The organism is Burkholderia pseudomultivorans (genome assembly GCF_902499075.1).
Classification (GTDB): domain Bacteria; phylum Pseudomonadota; class Gammaproteobacteria; order Burkholderiales; family Burkholderiaceae; genus Burkholderia; species Burkholderia pseudomultivorans.
This window is the reverse complement of record NZ_CABVPP010000063.1, coordinates 1-16,069: the sequence shown is the minus strand read 5'-3', so window position 1 is coordinate 16,069 and position 16,069 is coordinate 1. Positions and strand designations below refer to the sequence as shown.

The following is a 16,069-nucleotide window of genomic DNA, read 5'->3' as shown; positions in this document are numbered from 1 at the left end:
CGTGAGGATCGCCGCGCTCAGCGCGCGGCCTTCTGCACGAACTGAGGATCGACGCCGACCGAGTAGTCGGACAGCACCGTCTGGATCGTGCCCTGCGATTTCAGGAACGCGGCGGTGGCCGCGAGCGACTTCGCGGCGCCCGACTGCGCGCCGCCGCCGAGCCAGGTCGGCGATGCCTGCTCGGCCGGCGTCGGGAACGCGTACAGCGCGAGGCTTGCCGGCACGTCCTGCGCATTCGCGCCCGACACCTTCGCCACCGCCGCGACCTGCGGCGAGCCGACCTTCCACGCGGCCGTGTGCGCGCGGTAGTCGGCGTCGGCCGATGCGAGCACCTTGACGAAGCGCGCGACGAATTCGGGGTTGTCGCGCGCGAACTTGCGGTTCACGACGAAGCCGTCGAAGGTCGCCTTGCCGCTTTCCTTCGCGACCTGGCCCGACGTCGTCAGCACCGTGCCCGACTGCTTGACCTTCGCGAGCACCGGATCCCAGATGTAGGTCGCGTCGATGTCGCCGCGCGTCCATGCGGCCGCGACTTCGGGCGGACGCAGGTTGACGATCTTCACGTCGTTCGGATTGACGCCCGCGGCCTGCAGCGCGACGAGCGTATGGAAGTGCGAGGTCGACACGAACGGCACGCCGATCTTCTTGCCTTTCAGCGCCGCGATGCTGGTCACGCCCGAGCCGTTGCGCGCGACGAGCGCCTCCGCGTCGTTGATGTTGTCGAGCACCCAGAACAGCGAGATGTCGAGGCCCTGCGACAGCCCGGCCGCGATCGGGCTCGACCCGGCCTCGCCGAGCTGCACCGAGCCCGATGCGAGCGCGCGGATCACGTCGGCCCCGCTGTCGAGCTTGCGGAACGTGACCTTGTAGCCGGTCGCCTTTTCGACTTCACCGCTCGCCTGCGCGTAGCGCCACGGCACGACCATGTCCTGATACGCGATCACGACCTCGCGCGATTCGGCGTGTGCCGCGCCGAGCGCGGCGAATGCGGTCAGCGCGACGACGGCGCGGCGGACGAAGCTGAAACGGGACATGCGGCTCTCCTTCGGAATGCGGGCATTGCTGCGGGAGAGCCGACTATAGGAGGTTTGCGCGCGGCGGGAGCGAACTTATCCTGCGAAGCTATCGACGGCGTTTCAGCTTTGCTTTTCACGCTGGATTGGATCGTGCGTCCGGTCGGATGGCGATTGTCGTGCGAATACGCGGCCGGCGGCCGCATCAACGAAAAAGCCCGCATCGCTGCGGGCTTGTTCGGTTGCATGGCTTCATGCAGGGCTGGAAACGCGGACGCTCAAACCACCCCCGCCCCATGCGCCTGCAGATCGGCGTGATAGCTCGAGCGCACCATCGCGCCGACGGCCGCGTGCGTGAAGCCCATCTTGTACGCCTCTTCCTCGTACATCTTGAACGTATCCGGATGCACGTACGCGCGCACCGGCAGATGGTGCTCCGACGGCTGCAGGTACTGGCCGATCGTCAGCATGTCGACGTCGTGCGCGCGCAGGTCGCGCATCACCTGCAGGATTTCCTCTTCGGTCTCGCCGAGGCCGACCATCAGGCCCGACTTCGTCGCGACGTCCGGATGCTGCGCCTTGAAGTCCTTCAGCAGCTTCAGCGAGTGCGCATAGTCCGAACCGGGGCGCGCTTCCTTGTACAGGCGCGGCACCGTTTCGAGGTTGTGGTTCATCACGTCGGGCGGCGCCGCGTTCAGGATCGAGATCGCGCGGTCGAGACGGCCGCGGAAGTCCGGCGTCAGGATCTCGATGCGCGTTTCCGGAGACTGCTCGCGCACTTCGCGGATGCACTCGACGAAGTGGGCCGCGCCGCCGTCGCGCAGATCGTCGCGATCGACGCTCGTGATCACCACGTACTTGAGCTTGAGCGCCGCGATCGTGCGCGCGAGGTTCTTCGGCTCGTCCGCGTCGAGCGGATCGGGGCGGCCGTGGCCGACGTCGCAGAACGGGCAGCGGCGCGTGCACTTGTCGCCCATGATCATGAACGTCGCGGTGCCCTTGCCGAAGCATTCGCCGATGTTCGGGCAGCTCGCTTCCTCGCACACGGTGTGCAGGTTGTGCTCGCGCAGGATCGTCTTGATCTCGTTGAAGCGCGAACTGCCGGTGGCCGCCTTCACGCGGATCCACTCGGGCTTCTTCAGCTTCTCGATCGGCACGACCTTGATCGGAATGCGCGCGGTCTTGGCCTGCGCCTTCTGCTTGGCGGTCGGATCGTACGCAGCGGTCGTCGCGGCCGAATCGGCCGGTGCGGGGGAAGCGGTAACGTCAGTCATTCGAATGTTCCAGTGCCTGCGGCTTGTCGGCGGCCGCGGTTTCGCCGTCGAGGTTGGCAATCAGACGCCCCACCAGCGTATGGGCGACGTCGTTCCAGTCGGCGGCAACCTCGAGGCTCGCCATGTCGACGGTTTCCAGTCCGGCATAGCCGCACGGATTGATCGCGAGAAACGGGCGCAGATCCATCTTCACGTTCAGGCTCAGCCCGTGATAGCTGCAGCCGTTGCGGATCTTCAGGCCGAGGGCCGCGATCTTCGCGCCCTCGTGCACGCCGGATGCCACATAGATGCCCGGCGCGCCCGCCTTGCGGACCGAAGCGAGATTATACGCCGCGAGGGTTTCGATCACGGCCTCCTCGATCTTCGTCACCAGCGTGCGCACCATCAGCTTGCGGCGGCGCAAGTCGAGCAGCAGATAGACGACGATCTGGCCGGGGCCGTGATAGGTGATTTGTCCGCCGCGGTCGACCTTGACGAGCGGCACGCCGCTGTCGGCGACCAGCAGGTGGGCCGGATCGCCCGCCTGCCCGAGCGTGTAGACGGGCGGATGCTCGACCACCCAGATCTCGTCGCCGGAGTCGGCCGTGCGCGTATCGGTGAACGCGCGCATCGCGTCGAAGCTCGTCTCGTAGGCCTCGACGCCCCGCCACCGCACGGTGACCGGCTGGACCGGCGACCCTGCCGGGGATGCGGGAACGACAACAGGCGTGGACACGATGGAAACCGGCGAGACGGACATGGGCGGTAGTTTACCGAAAACCCATGCGTCTCGCCGGCCTGTGAAAGGGACGGATCGCCAGCATCCGTCGCGGAGAAGCGGTGTCAGACCGTGCGCCAGCCGTCGCGGAACATCGCGCCGACGCGTTCGCGCAGCCGCGCGAGCCCGCCGAATGCCACCTCCTTCGGCGGCCGCGACACCGAGAACGCGACGCACGCGCCCTGCGCGCCTTCCGCGCTGAGCCACAGCCGCTCGCCGCGACGCAGCCGCAGCGTCTCGCCGTCGACGAGGAAGTAGTCGTCGACGTCGTTGCTGCGCGTCGCCCACACCGGCCCGCACTGGACCGTCAGCCGCGTGCTGCGCTGAACCTTCATCGGCACGGTTTCGCCGGCAGGTATCTCGAACGTGATGCTTGAAGAAATTTCTTGCATGATCGGCTCCGCCAAAAAGTGCTTCGATGGCTACAATCGTAGACATTTAAAGGCATCCGACCAAACGACCAATTTTCACGTCGATGTGAGGAAAATTAGCAAATGGACCTCCGACAGCTCCCCGCACTGAACGCGATCCGCGCGTTCGAGGCCGCATCCCGTCACGAGAATTTCTCGCGCGCCGCCGACGAACTGTTCGTCACGCACGGCGCGGTCAGCCATCAGGTGCGTGCGCTCGAGGAGGAGCTCGGCGTGCAGCTGTTCACGCGCAACGGCAAGCGGCTGTGCCTGACCGACGCCGGCATGCGCTACGCGCAGCAGGTCCGCACCGCGCTGATGATGCTCGCCGACGCGACGCGCCAGGTGCGCGCGAGCGACCGCGACCGGCGGCTGGTGATCTCGATGCTGTCGTCGTTCGCCGCGCGCTTCGTGACGCCGCGGATCGGCACCTTCATCGAGCGGCATCCGGAAATCGACATCGAGCTGCAGTCGACCAATTCCCTCACCGATTTCGCGCGCGACGACGTCGACCTCGCGATCCGCTTCGGCTTCGGCAGCTACCCGGGGCTCTACGTCGAGCCGCTGTTCGAGGAAGTGTTCTTTCCGGCCTGCGCGCCGACGCTGAACGGCGGCAAGCTGCCGCAGACGCCCGCCGATCTCGTCCACTACAACCTGCTGCGCTCGGACGACGAGCTGTGGCGGCCGTGGTTCGACGCGGCCGGGCTCGACACGCTGACCGAGCCGAAGCGCGGGATCCTGTACCAGGATTCGTCGAACCTGCTGCAGGCCGCGATCGACGGCCAGGGCATCGCGCTCGTGCGGCGCTCGCTGGCGGTGCATGAAGTATTGGAGGGGCGGCTCGTGCGCCTGTTCGACATCGACGGGCCGAGCCCGTGGCACTACTACTTCGTGTGTCCGACGCCGCTGCTGAGCGCGCCGCGCGTGCAGGCGTTCAGGACCTGGATACTTCAGGAAGTCGCGGCGTTCAAGCTGCTGTGCGACGAGCTGGACGCGCGTCGCGCGGCGGGGAAATCCGCCGCCGCGTGAGCGCGGGGGGAAGGAGGATCAGAGCACGACCTTGACCATCGGATGGCCGGTCAGCGCACGGTAGATGTTGTCGAGCTGCTCCTGGCTCGTCGCGCGCACGGTGATCGTCAGGCCCGTGTAGTTGCCGCCGCTCGATGCGCGCTCCTCGATCTTCTCGAGGTCGATTTCATTGTCGTGGACGCTGACGACCTTGAAGATCGTGTCCTTGAATTCCGGGTGCGCCTTGCCCATGATCTTGATCGGGAAATCGCACGGAAACTCCAGCAGCGACTCCTTCCGGGTATCGATCGCGCCGGTCACCTCGATGGTTTTGGTCGGTTCGCTCATCATTTTCTCCGGGTTAGGTCAAACTGTTCAAACTCGCGCGCCTTCGCGCGCTGGTACGCGTCGTACAACGCCGCGAACACGGGGCCCGGCTTGCCGCCCTGCACGGGCAGATCGTCGAGCGACGTGACGGGCAGCACTTCCTTCGTGGCCGACGTGATCATGATTTCGTCGGCCGCGCGCAACTCCGGCTCGCTGATCTCGCGCGCGACGAACGGGATCTTGCATTCGTCGGCCAGTTCCTCGAGCAGCGCGTAGCGGATCCCCTCGAGGATCCGGTTGCTGCGCGGCGGCGCGAGCAGCTCGCCGTTCTTCACGATCCACACGTTCGACGACGAGCCTTCGGTCAGGTTGCCGTCGCGCAGTTGCAGCGTCTCGAACGCGTCGCGCTCGGCCGCATGCTGCGCCATCAGCACGTTGCCGAGCAGCGACGTCGACTTGATGTCGCAATGCAGCCAGCGGCGATCCTCGGCCGTCACGCAGCGCACGCCGCGCGCGCGCTCGTCGGCGGACGGCAGGCTCAGCGGATTCGTCATCGCGAACACGGTCGGCACCGCATGCGCGGGAAACGCGTGGCCGCGCTTCGCGACGCCGCGCGTGACCTGCAGATAGACGGTCGCGTCGCGGCTGCCGAGCCCTGGCGCGTTCTCCGCGACGATGCGCTCGATCAGCGCGCGCCAGCCCGCTTCGTCGTGCGGATTGGCGATGCCGATCTTCTTCAGGCTGCGCTCGAGCCGCTCCAGATGCTGCGCGATCCGGAACGGCACGTGCGCGCCGTCGTGCGCGTAGACGGGGACGACTTCATACACGCCATCGCCGAAGATGAAACCGCGGTCGAGCACCGGAATACGGGCCTGCGACAGCGGCACCCATTCTTCCTGCGCGGACACGCTCAGGTAGACGATCGGATCGAATTCGGCTTGGCTCATGGCTATACCAGATGGGGATGAAGTCGTCGAAACAAAGGCCCGTCGCTGACTCGCTTACTTCTTCTTGCTGAACATCAGCAGGATCGAGTCCCAGATACGACCGAAGATACCCGCTTCCGGCACAGCCTGCAGCGCGACGACCGGGAATTCCGACAGCGTCTTGCCGTCGGCGACGATCTTCACGGTGCCGACCTGCTGGCCTTCGGCGAGCGGCGCGATCAGCGGCGCGTTGACGTCGACTTCCGGCTTGACCTTGTCGCCGAGGCCGCGCGGCACGGTCACCCACTGGTCGCTCTTCACGCCGACCTGCACGGTGTTCTCCTTGCCCTTGTAGAGACGCGGCGTCGAGATCGCCTGGCCGCCCTTGAACAGGCGTACCGCGTCGAACGCGCTGTAGCCGTAGTTCAGCATCTTCATGCTGTCCTGCGTGCGCTCGCCTTCCTTCTGCTCGCCCATCATCACCGACACGAGGCGGCGCTGGCCGTCCGAACCCGGAATCGCGCGCTTGGCCGACGCGATCAGGCAGTAGCCGGCCGCCTGCGTATGGCCCGTCTTCAGGCCGTCGACCGTCGGGTCGAGCCACAGCAGACGGTTGCGGTTGCCCTGGCGGATGTTGTTGTACTTGAATTCCTTCTCCGAGAAGATGCTGTAGTACTGCGGAAAATCGCGGATCAGGTGCGCGGACAGCTTCGCGAGGTCGCCGGCCGTCGTGTAGTGGTTCGGGTCGGGCATGCCGTTCACGTCGGCGAAGTGCGTGCCCTTCATGCCGAGGCGCTGCGCCTCGTCGTTCATCATCGTGACGAACTGCGCTTCGCTGCCGCCGACCAGTTCGGCCAGCGCGATCGCCGCATCGTTACCCGACTGGATGATCATCCCGTACACGAGGTCGTGCACGGACACCGGCTTGTTCGCCTCGATGAACATGCGCGACTCGTCGCGGCCGACGCGGCGCACCGCTTCGCTCGGCGTGACGATCTGCTCCATCGAGATCTTCTTCTTGTCGAGCGCCTCGAACACGAGGTACGCGGTCATCAGCTTGGTCAGCGACGCCGGCTCGACGCGTTCGTCCGCATTGCCCGACGCGAGCACGGTGTTGCTGGTCGCATCGACGAGCACCCACGAGCGCGCGTTCACGCCCGGCGGCGGCACCGCGCCCGGCATGAAGGTCGCGGGCGCGCCGGTGAACTGCTCGGCGGCGGGCGCCGCATGCGCGGCCTTGGCCTTGGCGGCCGGCTTCGCCTCGGCGACGACGATCGTCGACGCGAGCGCGACAGGCAGCATCACGCCGAGCGCGACGTTGCGCGCGGCGGTGCCGAAGGCAATGGAGGAAGCGAGGGACTTGAGGCCTTGGGAAGACAGACGCATGATCGATTCAGGCTGATGGCAGAAAGTGCGGCGCGAAACGCGCAGGGTTGAACGGCAAGGCGGCGCGCGTTTCGGGCGCTCGCCCGAAACGCCGGGCGACGCGAAACGCGCCGGTTGGACTCGTGCGGACGCGTTCGGTTCGCGGCCGTCGCGAGCGGGCAAAGCGGCGGCGAAACGAGCGCCGCATGGGCCCAGCCGGGCCGCGGGCGACGCGAAATGCGGCCATTATACGTGGCCGCGAAACGCGTTTTCGCGAACCAGGCGCCGGACGGCCGCACACCGGCATCGGCAGGATAGCGGCCACGCTGCTCGGGATCGCGGTCGAAGCCGCGCGAAAGGCATGCGCAGGCGCAGCGCAAGTCGGGTTGCGCCGGCGCGCGGCGAGCGGTAATACCGACTGCCGCGCGGATGCGTCACGATGACGCGAGCCGCCGCACATGGCGGCTCGGTGGCTCAGAGGTTAGAGGCTCGGCGGCTCAGTGCCACGCATCGATCACGACGCGCTTCAGCACGTGCAGCTTGCGATGGAAGAAATGCTCGGCGCCGGGGATCACGACGACCGGCAGTTCCTGCGGCCGCGCCCAGTCGTACACCGACGCGATCGGCACGGTGTCGTCGGTTTCGCCGTGGATCACCAGCGTGTTCTCGGGCACGTCGGCGACCTGCCAGCGGCTCGCGGCCGTGCCGACGAACACCATCCGCTCGATCGCCTCGCCTGCGTCGCGCAGCCGCTTCGCGACATGCGACAGCACGAAGGTGCCGAACGAGAAGCCCGCGAGCACCAGCGGCAAGTCCGCGTACGCAGGCTGTGCGCGCATGTGCGCGAGCACCGCGAGCAGGTCGTCGGCCTCGCCGATGCCGTTGTCGTGCACGCCTTCGGTCGCGCCGACGCCGCGGAAGTTCGAGCGGTAGACGACGTAGTTGAGCTGCACGAGCGTGCGCGCGAGCGTCTGCGCGACCTTGTTGTCCATCGTGCCGCCGAACAGCGGATGCGGATGCGCGACCAGCGCGATCCCGCGCGGCGCGGCGCAGCCTTCCCGCACGGCGTCGGGCAGGTCCAGCGCGATTTCGATCTGCCCGACCGGGCCTGCGATCAGCGACTTCTGTGTATGAACGTTCATTCGGCCGGCCCGCTCAGATCTTCAGGCGCTCGACGACCTGGCCGTCGCGCAGGTGCGATTCGACGATCTCGTCGATGTCGGCCTTGTCGACATACGTGTACCACGTGCCTTCCGGATACACGACCATCACCGGCCCCTCCTCGCAACGGTCGAGGCAGCCGGCCTTGTTGATGCGGACCTTGCCGGGCCCGGCGAGGCCGAGTTCCTTCACGCGCTTTTTCGCGTATTCCTGCATGGTCTGCGCGTCGCATTGCGCGCAGCTCGGACGGTCGGCGCCCGGTTCGCGCTGATTCAGGCAGAAGAAGACGTGGTGCTGGTAGTAGGAATCCATGATGGTGGCGACGAGCGGCCCGGCAGCGCCGGACGGATAGAGGGTGGGACGCCGTCGCGCGGTGCGACGGCGGTGCGGACGATTATAACGAGCGGCGCGCGCCGCTGCCCGGTGCGCGTCAGCGGCGCGCCGCGGCCGGCAGCCACGCGCGCTCGACGCGCTGGCCGAGCCAGATCAGCGCCGCGTACGGCCAGATCCACGCGAGCCAGCGCGCGATGCTGTTGAAGTGCACGTAGCGGCCCTGCCGCCAGCCCGACAGCGTGAAGTCGAAGAACGGATTGACCGGCAGCAGGTTGACCAGCACGACGCCGGCCAGCAACGCGACGGCCGCGAGCGCCGCGCGCCACGCGTCGGGCACGCGCAGCGCGACAAGCGCCGCCGCGAAACCGAGCTCGATGCCGAGCCGCGCGCCGGGCGTCGCCCATACGACGACGAGGCCGGTGGCCGACTGCATGAAGGTCGCGGCCGCCTTCAACACGAGCGTCGCGACGACGAACGCGATCAGCAGCCGCACGCGCGGCGCGCGCGGGCGCATCGCGAGCGACGCGATCGCCAGCGCGGCGAACAGCATCAGCCCGCCGAGCGCGGCTTCCCACCCCGAATCGGACAGCCAGCCGTCGATGCGCTCCGGCCATTCGCTGACGCGCCACGCGGCCGGCAGCCACGCGAGCAGCGCATCCTGCATCGACGCATCGGCGCGCTCCCACAGCGCAGCCGGCCAGTCGCCGATGCCGAACAGGAACGGCGACGGGAACAGGATCGCGAACGGCCACAGCCCGGCGAGCAGCAGCGGCGTCGCGCCGTCGGCCTCGAACCACGCGAAGCGCAGCCGCCGCAGCACGCCGCGATCGAGCAGCGCGCCGGCGGCCGGCGCGACGAACGCCGCGCCGAGCAACGCGCCGAGCGAATTGGCGGCCAGATCGAGATTCGACGCGACCCGCGTCGGAAGATAGGTCTGCAGCGCCTCCATGGTGCCCGACAGCAGCACGCCGAGGCCGCCCGCGATCAGCGTCGCGGACACGCCGCGCCAGCGCGGGTGCAGCGCCAGCACGGCGAGCGCGCCGAACGGCATGTAGCCGAGCACGTTGGTGACCACGTCGAACGCGGTCACGTAGCGCTGCATCGGTGCGAACAGATAGTCGAACGGCCCGATGCCGAGCGAGGTCCAGCCCTCGAACGGATACAGCGACGCATAGACGACGAGCGCCGCATACGCGGCGAAAGCCTGCCGCGCCAGCGACGACGCGCGATGCGGGCCGGGCGCGCTCATCGCGGCTGCGCGTCGCGCATTACGGCGAGCCCGCGTATGCCTGCATGCCGACCCATGCGGCGATCTGCGACACGAGCTCGTCGCTCGCCGACGCAAGTGCGCGCGCGCCGCCTGCCGCGTCGGGCGTGCTCGACGGCGCGCGCGACACGAACGTGCGCTGGCCGAGCACCTTGCCGTCCTGCATCAGCGTCGCGCGCGCGGTGACGGCGCCATGGCTCTGCGACTGCCCGTCGAACACCTGTTCGAACTCGCTCAGGTCGACCTTCAGCGTCGGCGCGCGCACGCCGTCCGAGCCTTCGAGCACCGTGCCGCGCGACGACAGCGCGCCGCGCAGCCGCTGCGTGAGCAGTTGCGCGGGCGGCGCGGTCCAGCGGCTGTCGCGATAGACGGCCGTGCGCTGCGCGTCCGCGTACGCGAGGCGATAGACGAACTTGTCCGAGTCGAGCGCTTCCGGCGCGGCGACATCGAGCACCTTCAGCGCAGGGCCGCTGCCGGCCGTCGCGACCGGCGCCGCCGGCCCGAGGTCGTAGCGGATGTTCGACAGCGCCGCGCTGTTGCCGGCGCAGCCGGCGGCCAGCGCGAGCGTCAGCACGGCGAGCGTGGCCGCGGCCGGGCGCAGCGCGCGGTCGAGGATTCGTGGCATGGCGTGTTCCTGCATGATGATCCGGTTGTGCGAAGTGTTTCAGCGGGCGGCGGCCGAGCCCGGCCAGACGAAACCCGGTTCGCCGGGCCCCGGCGCCGAACCCGGCGAGCCGAACAACAGACTGCTCGGATTGCGGCCGAGTTCACCGGCGACGTCCTTCAGCTGCCGCGACGCGTCGCCGACACTGCCCGCCAGCGCATTGAAGCGCGGCAGCGTGTCGTACTGCACGCGCGCATTGAGGTCGTTCAGCGCGACGCCGACCTGCTCGGCGGCCGTGCCGGCCTTGTTCAGGTTCGCGACCAGCGGCCCGTTCGGCTGCAGCAGCGTGTTCGCCGACGCCATCGTGCGATCGACCTCGTGCATCGTCTGCGGCAGCGCGGCGACCGCCGGGCCGAGCTGCTTCGACAGCGTCGTCACGCCGTCCGCCGCGTGCTGCATGCTTTCGGCGGTCGCGCGCAGCTGCTCGCGCATCTCCGGCGACATCAGCTGGTTCGCGCTTTTCGCGGCCAGTTCGAGTTGCCGCAGCAGCACGTCGCCGCGCTCCTGCAGCTGGTCGAACAGGCTCGGCCGCATCGGGATCTGCGCGATCGACTTCGGCGACGACGGCAGCGGCGACAGGTCGCGGCCCGTATCCTCGAGCTGCACGAACGCGATGCCGGTCACGCCCTGGAAGCCGAGGCTGCCGTAGGTCGACTGCGTGATCGGCGCGTCGTGATCGACGAGGATCCGGATCCGGATCTGGCCCGGATGCGTGCGATCGAAGCCGATCGACTGCACCTTGCCGACGTCGAGGCCGCGAAAGCGCACGGCCGCGTCCGGGAACAGGCCCGTCACGTTGGTGCGCGCGATCAGGTCGTACGGCACGCGCACGGTGCGATCGACGTTGAACCAGAACACCGTGCCCGCGATCGCGAGCGTCAGCGCGATCGTGAACAGACCGGCCCAGAACGCATGTGATTTGTTTTCCATTCGCGGGTTCCTTTACAGCTCGACGCTCGACAGCGCCGGTTCGAGGGCCGCCTTCGGCAGCTTCGCGCGCCGCTCGGGCGGCAACGCCTGCAGCGCGCGGCGCCCGCGCAGCCCCAGGAAATATTCGTGGATGAACGGATGGTCGACGTTCGCGGCCTCCTCGACCGGCGCGGCGACCAGCACCTTGCGATCAGCCAGCACCGCGACGCGCGTCGACAGCGCGACCATCGTATCGAGATCGTGCGTAACCATCACGACGGTCAGCCCGAGCGTGCGGTGCAGCGTCGCGATCAGCTCGACGAATTCGTCCGACGCCTGCGGATCGAGGCCGGCGGTCGGCTCGTCGAGGAACAGCAGCTCGGGCTCGAGCGCGATCGCGCGCGCGATGCCGACCCGCTTGACCATCCCGCCCGACAGCGCGGCCGGCATCTTCGACGCATGCTTGCACGGCAGCCCGACCATCTCGAGCTTGAGCATCACGATGTCGTGCAGCAGGTCGGGCGGCACGCGGCCGAGTTCGCGCAGCGGCTGCGCGACGTTGTCGAACACCGTCATCGACGAGAACAGCGCGCCCTGCTGGAACAGCATGCCCGAGCGCGTGCGCATCAGCCGCGCGGTCGCCGCATCGATCGTCGACGTATCGTCGCCGAACACCTTGATCGTGCCCGACGTCGGCCGCTCGAGGCCGAGGATCTGCCGCACCAGCGTCGTCTTGCCCGAGCCCGAGCCGCCGACGATCGACACGATCTCGCCGCGCCGCACGTCGAAATCGAGCTTCTGGTGCACGATGTTGCGCCCGTAGCGCTTGGTCAGGTTGCGCACCTCGATCACGAGGTCGCCGGCCGGCGTCGCCACCGGCGACGGGCCGACCGACGCGGCGGCGACTGCCGCGGCATGGGCGGTCGCTGCGTCGGCCGGCGCAGCACCGGCTGCCGCAGCACCGGCTGCCGACTGATTCGACATATTCATCCGAGCCCCACGTTCTGGAACAGGATCGCGAACACCGCGTCGGCGAGGATCACGACCGTGATCGACGTGACGACCGAGGTCGTCGTGCCTTCGCCGAGGCTTTGCGAGTTCGCCTTGATCCGGAAGCCGAAATGGCAGGCGACCAGCGCGATCAGCATGCCGAACACGACGCCCTTGCCGACGCCGATGTACAGGTTCGCGATCGGCACCACGCCCGGCAGCGAGCGCACGAAATAGTTGACGTCGATGCCGAGCACGAGCTTCGCGGCGAGCGCGCCGCCCGTCAGCGCGATGATGTTGGTCCACATCACGAGCAGCGGCATCGCGATGCCGAGCGCGAGCACGCGCGGCAGAATCAGCCGCAGCCCGTGCGGGATGCCCATCACGCGCATCGCGTCGAGTTCCTCGGTCACGCGCATCACGCCGATCTGCGCGGTGATCGCCGAGCCCGAGCGGCCCGCGACGAGGATCGCCGACAGCACCGGGCCGAGCTCGCGGATCACCGACAGCCCGAGGATGTTCACGATGTAGCGGTTCGCGCCGAACATCTGCAGCTGCTGCGCGGACAGGTAGCTGAGCACGATGCCGATCAGGAACGCGACCAGCGCCGTGATCGGCAGCGCCTGCGTGCCCGCGCTGTAGATGTTCGCGGAGGTCTCCTTCCACGGCATCGTCTGCGGGCGGCGCAGCACCGACAGCGCATCGAGGATCACGCGGCCGAACATCGCGATGCCGCCCTGCAGGTGCTCGGCGAACGCGAACAGCATCAGGCCGAGCCGCGTGACGGGATCGACGCGCACGATGCGCTCGGGCGCCTCGCGCTGGCTGTCGAGCCGCTCGATGCGCTCGAAGATCGTGCGCTGGGTCGCCGTCAGCGCGATGCCGGCCGGCAGCTTGCGGCCCCATACGCGCCACAGCGCCTGGCCGCCGACGTGGTCGAGCCGTCCGATGCCGGACAAGTCCCATTCGCTCACGCGCCCGGTCGCGACGCTCTCGGCGCGGCGCACGACCGCGCCGCGATTGCGCGCGAGCGCGAGCGCGGTCCACTGGCCGGTCAGGCGCACGGTCTGGCCCTGGCCGCCGGCGTCGACCGACAGGCCGGGAGGGGTCTCGAAGTCCAAGGGCGGTTTGTTTGCAAATGAATGACAGCGGCCATTGTAGCGAACCGACCGGCGCCGCGACGTGAGGATTTCCGCGCGAACGCGCGGCCCGGACTGCCGGCCGCGGCACCGGCGGGAGGCCGGGCCCGGCGTTCGCGACGAGATGCGGCCCGGCGCGGTCCGGCCCCGGCGGAGCCCGGCGCGAGGACCGGCACGACGACAGCTTTCATTCTGCCGTCACGTTTGCTTTCGATACTCTCACGCGCCGCACGTCAGGCCGTCGGCGCGCCGCGCCGCCATCTCGTTGCGCACCTCGTCACGATAAAACACCAAACAGGACATTCGATGCGACTCCCCTCGCTTCCCCGCCGTCGCGTACCGGCCGCCGCCGCGCTCGCGAGCCTCGCGTTCACCCTCGCCGCGTGCGGCGGCGACGACGTCACGTCGCCTCCCGCGTCGCAGCAGCCGGCGCAGGCGCCGGCCGGCACGACCGCGACGCTGGCCGTGCTGGAGACGACCGACCTGCACACCAACGTGCTGTCGTACGACTATTTCAAGCTCGCCGCCGACAACTCGCTCGGCTTCGAGCGCGTGTCGACGCTGATCGCGCAGGCCCGCGCGCAGTATCCGAACACGCTGCTGCTCGACAACGGCGACACGATCCAGGGCACCGCGCTGTCGGATTACCAGGCGCTCGTGAAACCAGTCGGCTGCGACCAGACGCTCGCGATCTACAAGGTGATGAACGCGGCGAAATTCGACGGCGGCGGGATCGGCAACCACGAATTCAACTACGGGCTGCCGTACCTGTCGCAGGTGACCGGCAGCACGTTCGACGTCGACGGCCTGCCGGCGCCTGCGCAGCAGAAAAAGTGCGCGGGCCCGAACTTCCCGCAGGTGCTCGCGAACGTGATCAGCGCGAAGACCAACGCGCCGCTGTTCACGCCGTACACGATCCTGACGCGCACGCTGACGGCGACCACGCCCGACGGCAAGACCGTCAGCGCGCCGGTGAAGGTCGGCATCATCGGCTTCACGCCGCCCGCGATCATGAACTGGGACAAGCGCTGGCTCGACGGCAAGGTCTACACGACCGGCCTGAAGGAAGCCGCGCAGAAGTACATCCCCGAGATGCGCGCGAAGGGCGCCGACCTGATCGTCGCGATCTCGCACGGCGGCCTCGACAATTCCGCCTATTCGCCGACGATGGAAAACGGCAGCTGGTGGCTGTCGACCGTGCCCGGCATCGACGCGATGCTGATCGGCCACTCGCACCAGGTGTTCCCGGACGCGGCGAGCACCGTGCCGCAGTTCAACCTGCCGGGCGTCGACAAGGTCAAGGGCACCGTCAACGGCGTGCCGACCGTGATGGCGAACTACTGGGGCAAGCACCTCGGCGTGATCAAGCTCGGCCTGAAGTTCGACGGCAGGACGTGGACCGTCGACAAGTCGCAGACGACCGTCGAGGCGCGGCCGATCCAGAACGCCGACAAGACCTACGTGGCAGCCGACCCGTCGGTCTCCGCCGCGATCGCGGCCGAGCACCAGGCGACCATCGACTACGTGAAGACGCCGATCGGCTCGACCGACTACCGGATGAACTCGTACTTCGCGGACGTCGGCGATCCGGGCGCGATCCAGATCGTCAACGAGGCGCAGGCCGACTACGTCGCGCGCTACGTGCAGGCGAACCTGCCGCAATACGCGTCGCTGCCGGTGCTGTCGGTCAGTGCGCCGTTCAAGAGCGGCTTCGGCGGCGGCAGCGACTACACCGACGTCGCGCCGGGCGCGCTCGCGATCAACAATGCGGCCGACCTTTACCTGTATCCGAACACCGTCTATGCGACGAAAGTGAGCGGCGCCGACGTGAAGAACTGGCTCGAGACGGCCGCGAAGCGCTTCAACACGATCGACCCGACGAAGGCGACCGTGCAGCCGCTCGTCAGCAGCTTCCCCGGCTACAACTTCGACATGTTCACGTCGGCCGACCTCACGTACGAGATCGACGTCACGCAACCCGTCGGCAGCCGGATCAAGCAGCTCGCGTACAAGGGCGCGCCGATCGATCCGAACGCGCAGTTCATCGTCGCGACCAACAACTACCGCGCGAGCGGCGGCGGCAACTTCCCGGGCCTCGACGGCAGCAAGACGATCTTCGCGTCGCCCGACGCGAACCGCGATGTGCTGATCGCGTACATCAAGCAGCGCGGCAAGATCACGCGCGCGGCCGACGGCGCCCAGCGCAGCTGGCGCTTCACGAAGCTCGCGAGCTCGGTCGCGCACGTGCAGTTCGCGTCTGCGCCGAACCGGCTCGCCGACGCGACGGCGGCCGGCCTGACCGGCATCACGCAGGTCGCGGCCGACGACGGCTCCGGCAAGAACCTCGCAACCTACGAGATCGACCTGACGCAATGAGACCCGCGATGCAACCGATCCGGACGATGCGGCCGGCCGAAACCGGCTTCGCCGCCGCGGCGCGCCGCTTGCTGCGCATCCAGCTGCCGCCCGCCGCGCTGCTCGCGGCGGCCGCGGCGACCGTCGCGATCGCGGTCGCGGCGGCCGGCT

General features: G+C 68.5%; 16 protein-coding genes. 2 read left to right on the top strand and 14 right to left on the bottom strand.

Features of this window, described 5'->3' with window-relative positions:
- Positions 1-17: 17 nt before the first annotated feature.
- From tauA to BST28156_RS29045, 4 genes are all read right to left on the bottom strand, one after another.
- On the bottom strand, positions 18-1,034 hold the full coding sequence (tauA, locus tag BST28156_RS29060; protein ID WP_060246756.1) for a taurine ABC transporter substrate-binding protein: 1,017 nt from the start codon (positions 1,032-1,034) through the stop codon (positions 18-20).
- 257 nt (positions 1,035-1,291) lie between these two features.
- Positions 1,292-2,287 carry a lipoyl synthase gene (gene lipA / locus BST28156_RS29055; protein WP_060246753.1) on the bottom strand — a complete coding sequence of 332 codons (996 nt, stop codon included), beginning with the start codon at positions 2,285-2,287 and terminating at the stop codon, positions 1,292-1,294.
- On the bottom strand, positions 2,280-3,026 hold the full coding sequence (lipB, locus tag BST28156_RS29050; RefSeq protein WP_174904039.1) for a lipoyl(octanoyl) transferase LipB: 747 nt from the start codon (positions 3,024-3,026) through the stop codon (positions 2,280-2,282). The genes lipA and lipB overlap by 8 nt, the downstream gene beginning before the upstream one ends.
- Before the next feature lie 83 nt (positions 3,027-3,109).
- Positions 3,110-3,436, bottom strand: coding sequence for a DUF2917 domain-containing protein (locus BST28156_RS29045; protein WP_060246939.1), 327 nt, complete (start codon positions 3,434-3,436; stop codon positions 3,110-3,112).
- A 102-nt stretch (positions 3,437-3,538) separates the two neighbouring features.
- Here BST28156_RS29045 and BST28156_RS29040 point away from each other — a divergent pair, with 102 nt between their 5' ends.
- A complete protein-coding gene (locus BST28156_RS29040) occupies positions 3,539-4,483 on the top strand; it encodes a transcriptional regulator GcvA (protein WP_060246750.1) in 945 nt (314 codons plus the stop codon).
- A gap of 18 nt (positions 4,484-4,501) precedes the next feature.
- Here the strand turns inward: BST28156_RS29040 and BST28156_RS29035 are convergent, their stop codons facing one another.
- From BST28156_RS29035 to BST28156_RS28990, 10 genes are all read right to left on the bottom strand, one after another.
- Positions 4,502-4,810, bottom strand: coding sequence for an HP0495 family protein (locus BST28156_RS29035; RefSeq protein WP_009694922.1), 309 nt, complete (start codon positions 4,808-4,810; stop codon positions 4,502-4,504).
- Positions 4,810-5,736 (bottom strand): D-amino acid aminotransferase, encoded by a 927-nt coding sequence (locus BST28156_RS29030; protein ID WP_069245352.1) that lies wholly within the window; start codon positions 5,734-5,736, stop codon positions 4,810-4,812. Before BST28156_RS29030 ends, BST28156_RS29035 begins: the two co-directional genes overlap by 1 nt.
- A 54-nt stretch (positions 5,737-5,790) precedes the next feature.
- Positions 5,791-7,101: a D-alanyl-D-alanine carboxypeptidase family protein gene (locus BST28156_RS29025; RefSeq protein ID WP_060246746.1), complete on the bottom strand. Its 1,311-nt coding sequence runs from the start codon at positions 7,099-7,101 to the stop codon at positions 5,791-5,793.
- 476 nt (positions 7,102-7,577) lie between these two features.
- Complete coding sequence (locus BST28156_RS29020) at positions 7,578-8,222, bottom strand: alpha/beta hydrolase (RefSeq protein WP_174904038.1); 645 nt, start codon at positions 8,220-8,222, stop codon at positions 7,578-7,580.
- Positions 8,223-8,235: 13 nt separating this feature from the next.
- Positions 8,236-8,553, bottom strand: coding sequence for a (2Fe-2S) ferredoxin domain-containing protein (locus BST28156_RS29015; protein ID WP_009694928.1), 318 nt, complete (start codon positions 8,551-8,553; stop codon positions 8,236-8,238).
- A gap of 118 nt (positions 8,554-8,671) precedes the next feature.
- Positions 8,672-9,823, bottom strand: coding sequence for a VanZ family protein (locus BST28156_RS29010; protein ID WP_174904037.1), 1,152 nt, complete (start codon positions 9,821-9,823; stop codon positions 8,672-8,674).
- Between the two features lie 19 nt (positions 9,824-9,842).
- Positions 9,843-10,466, bottom strand: a complete 624-nt coding sequence (locus BST28156_RS29005; protein WP_060246937.1) for an ABC-type transport auxiliary lipoprotein family protein — start codon at positions 10,464-10,466, stop codon at positions 9,843-9,845.
- A 39-nt stretch (positions 10,467-10,505) separates the two neighbouring features.
- Positions 10,506-11,435 (bottom strand): MlaD family protein, encoded by a 930-nt coding sequence (locus tag BST28156_RS29000; RefSeq protein ID WP_060246740.1) that lies wholly within the window; start codon positions 11,433-11,435, stop codon positions 10,506-10,508.
- Between the two features lie 12 nt (positions 11,436-11,447).
- Complete coding sequence (locus BST28156_RS28995; protein ID WP_254596437.1) at positions 11,448-12,404, bottom strand: ABC transporter ATP-binding protein; 957 nt, start codon at positions 12,402-12,404, stop codon at positions 11,448-11,450.
- Entirely contained in the window at positions 12,401-13,525 is a 1,125-nt protein-coding gene (locus BST28156_RS28990; RefSeq protein WP_060246738.1) for an MlaE family ABC transporter permease, read from the bottom strand. Before BST28156_RS28990 ends, BST28156_RS28995 begins: the two co-directional genes overlap by 4 nt.
- Positions 13,526-13,849: 324 nt before the next feature.
- Between BST28156_RS28990 and BST28156_RS28985 the strand changes: the two genes are divergently transcribed.
- Entirely contained in the window at positions 13,850-15,919 is a 2,070-nt protein-coding gene (locus tag BST28156_RS28985) for a bifunctional 2',3'-cyclic-nucleotide 2'-phosphodiesterase/3'-nucleotidase (RefSeq protein WP_060246736.1), read from the top strand.
- The last annotated feature ends 150 nt before the right edge of the window (positions 15,920-16,069 follow it).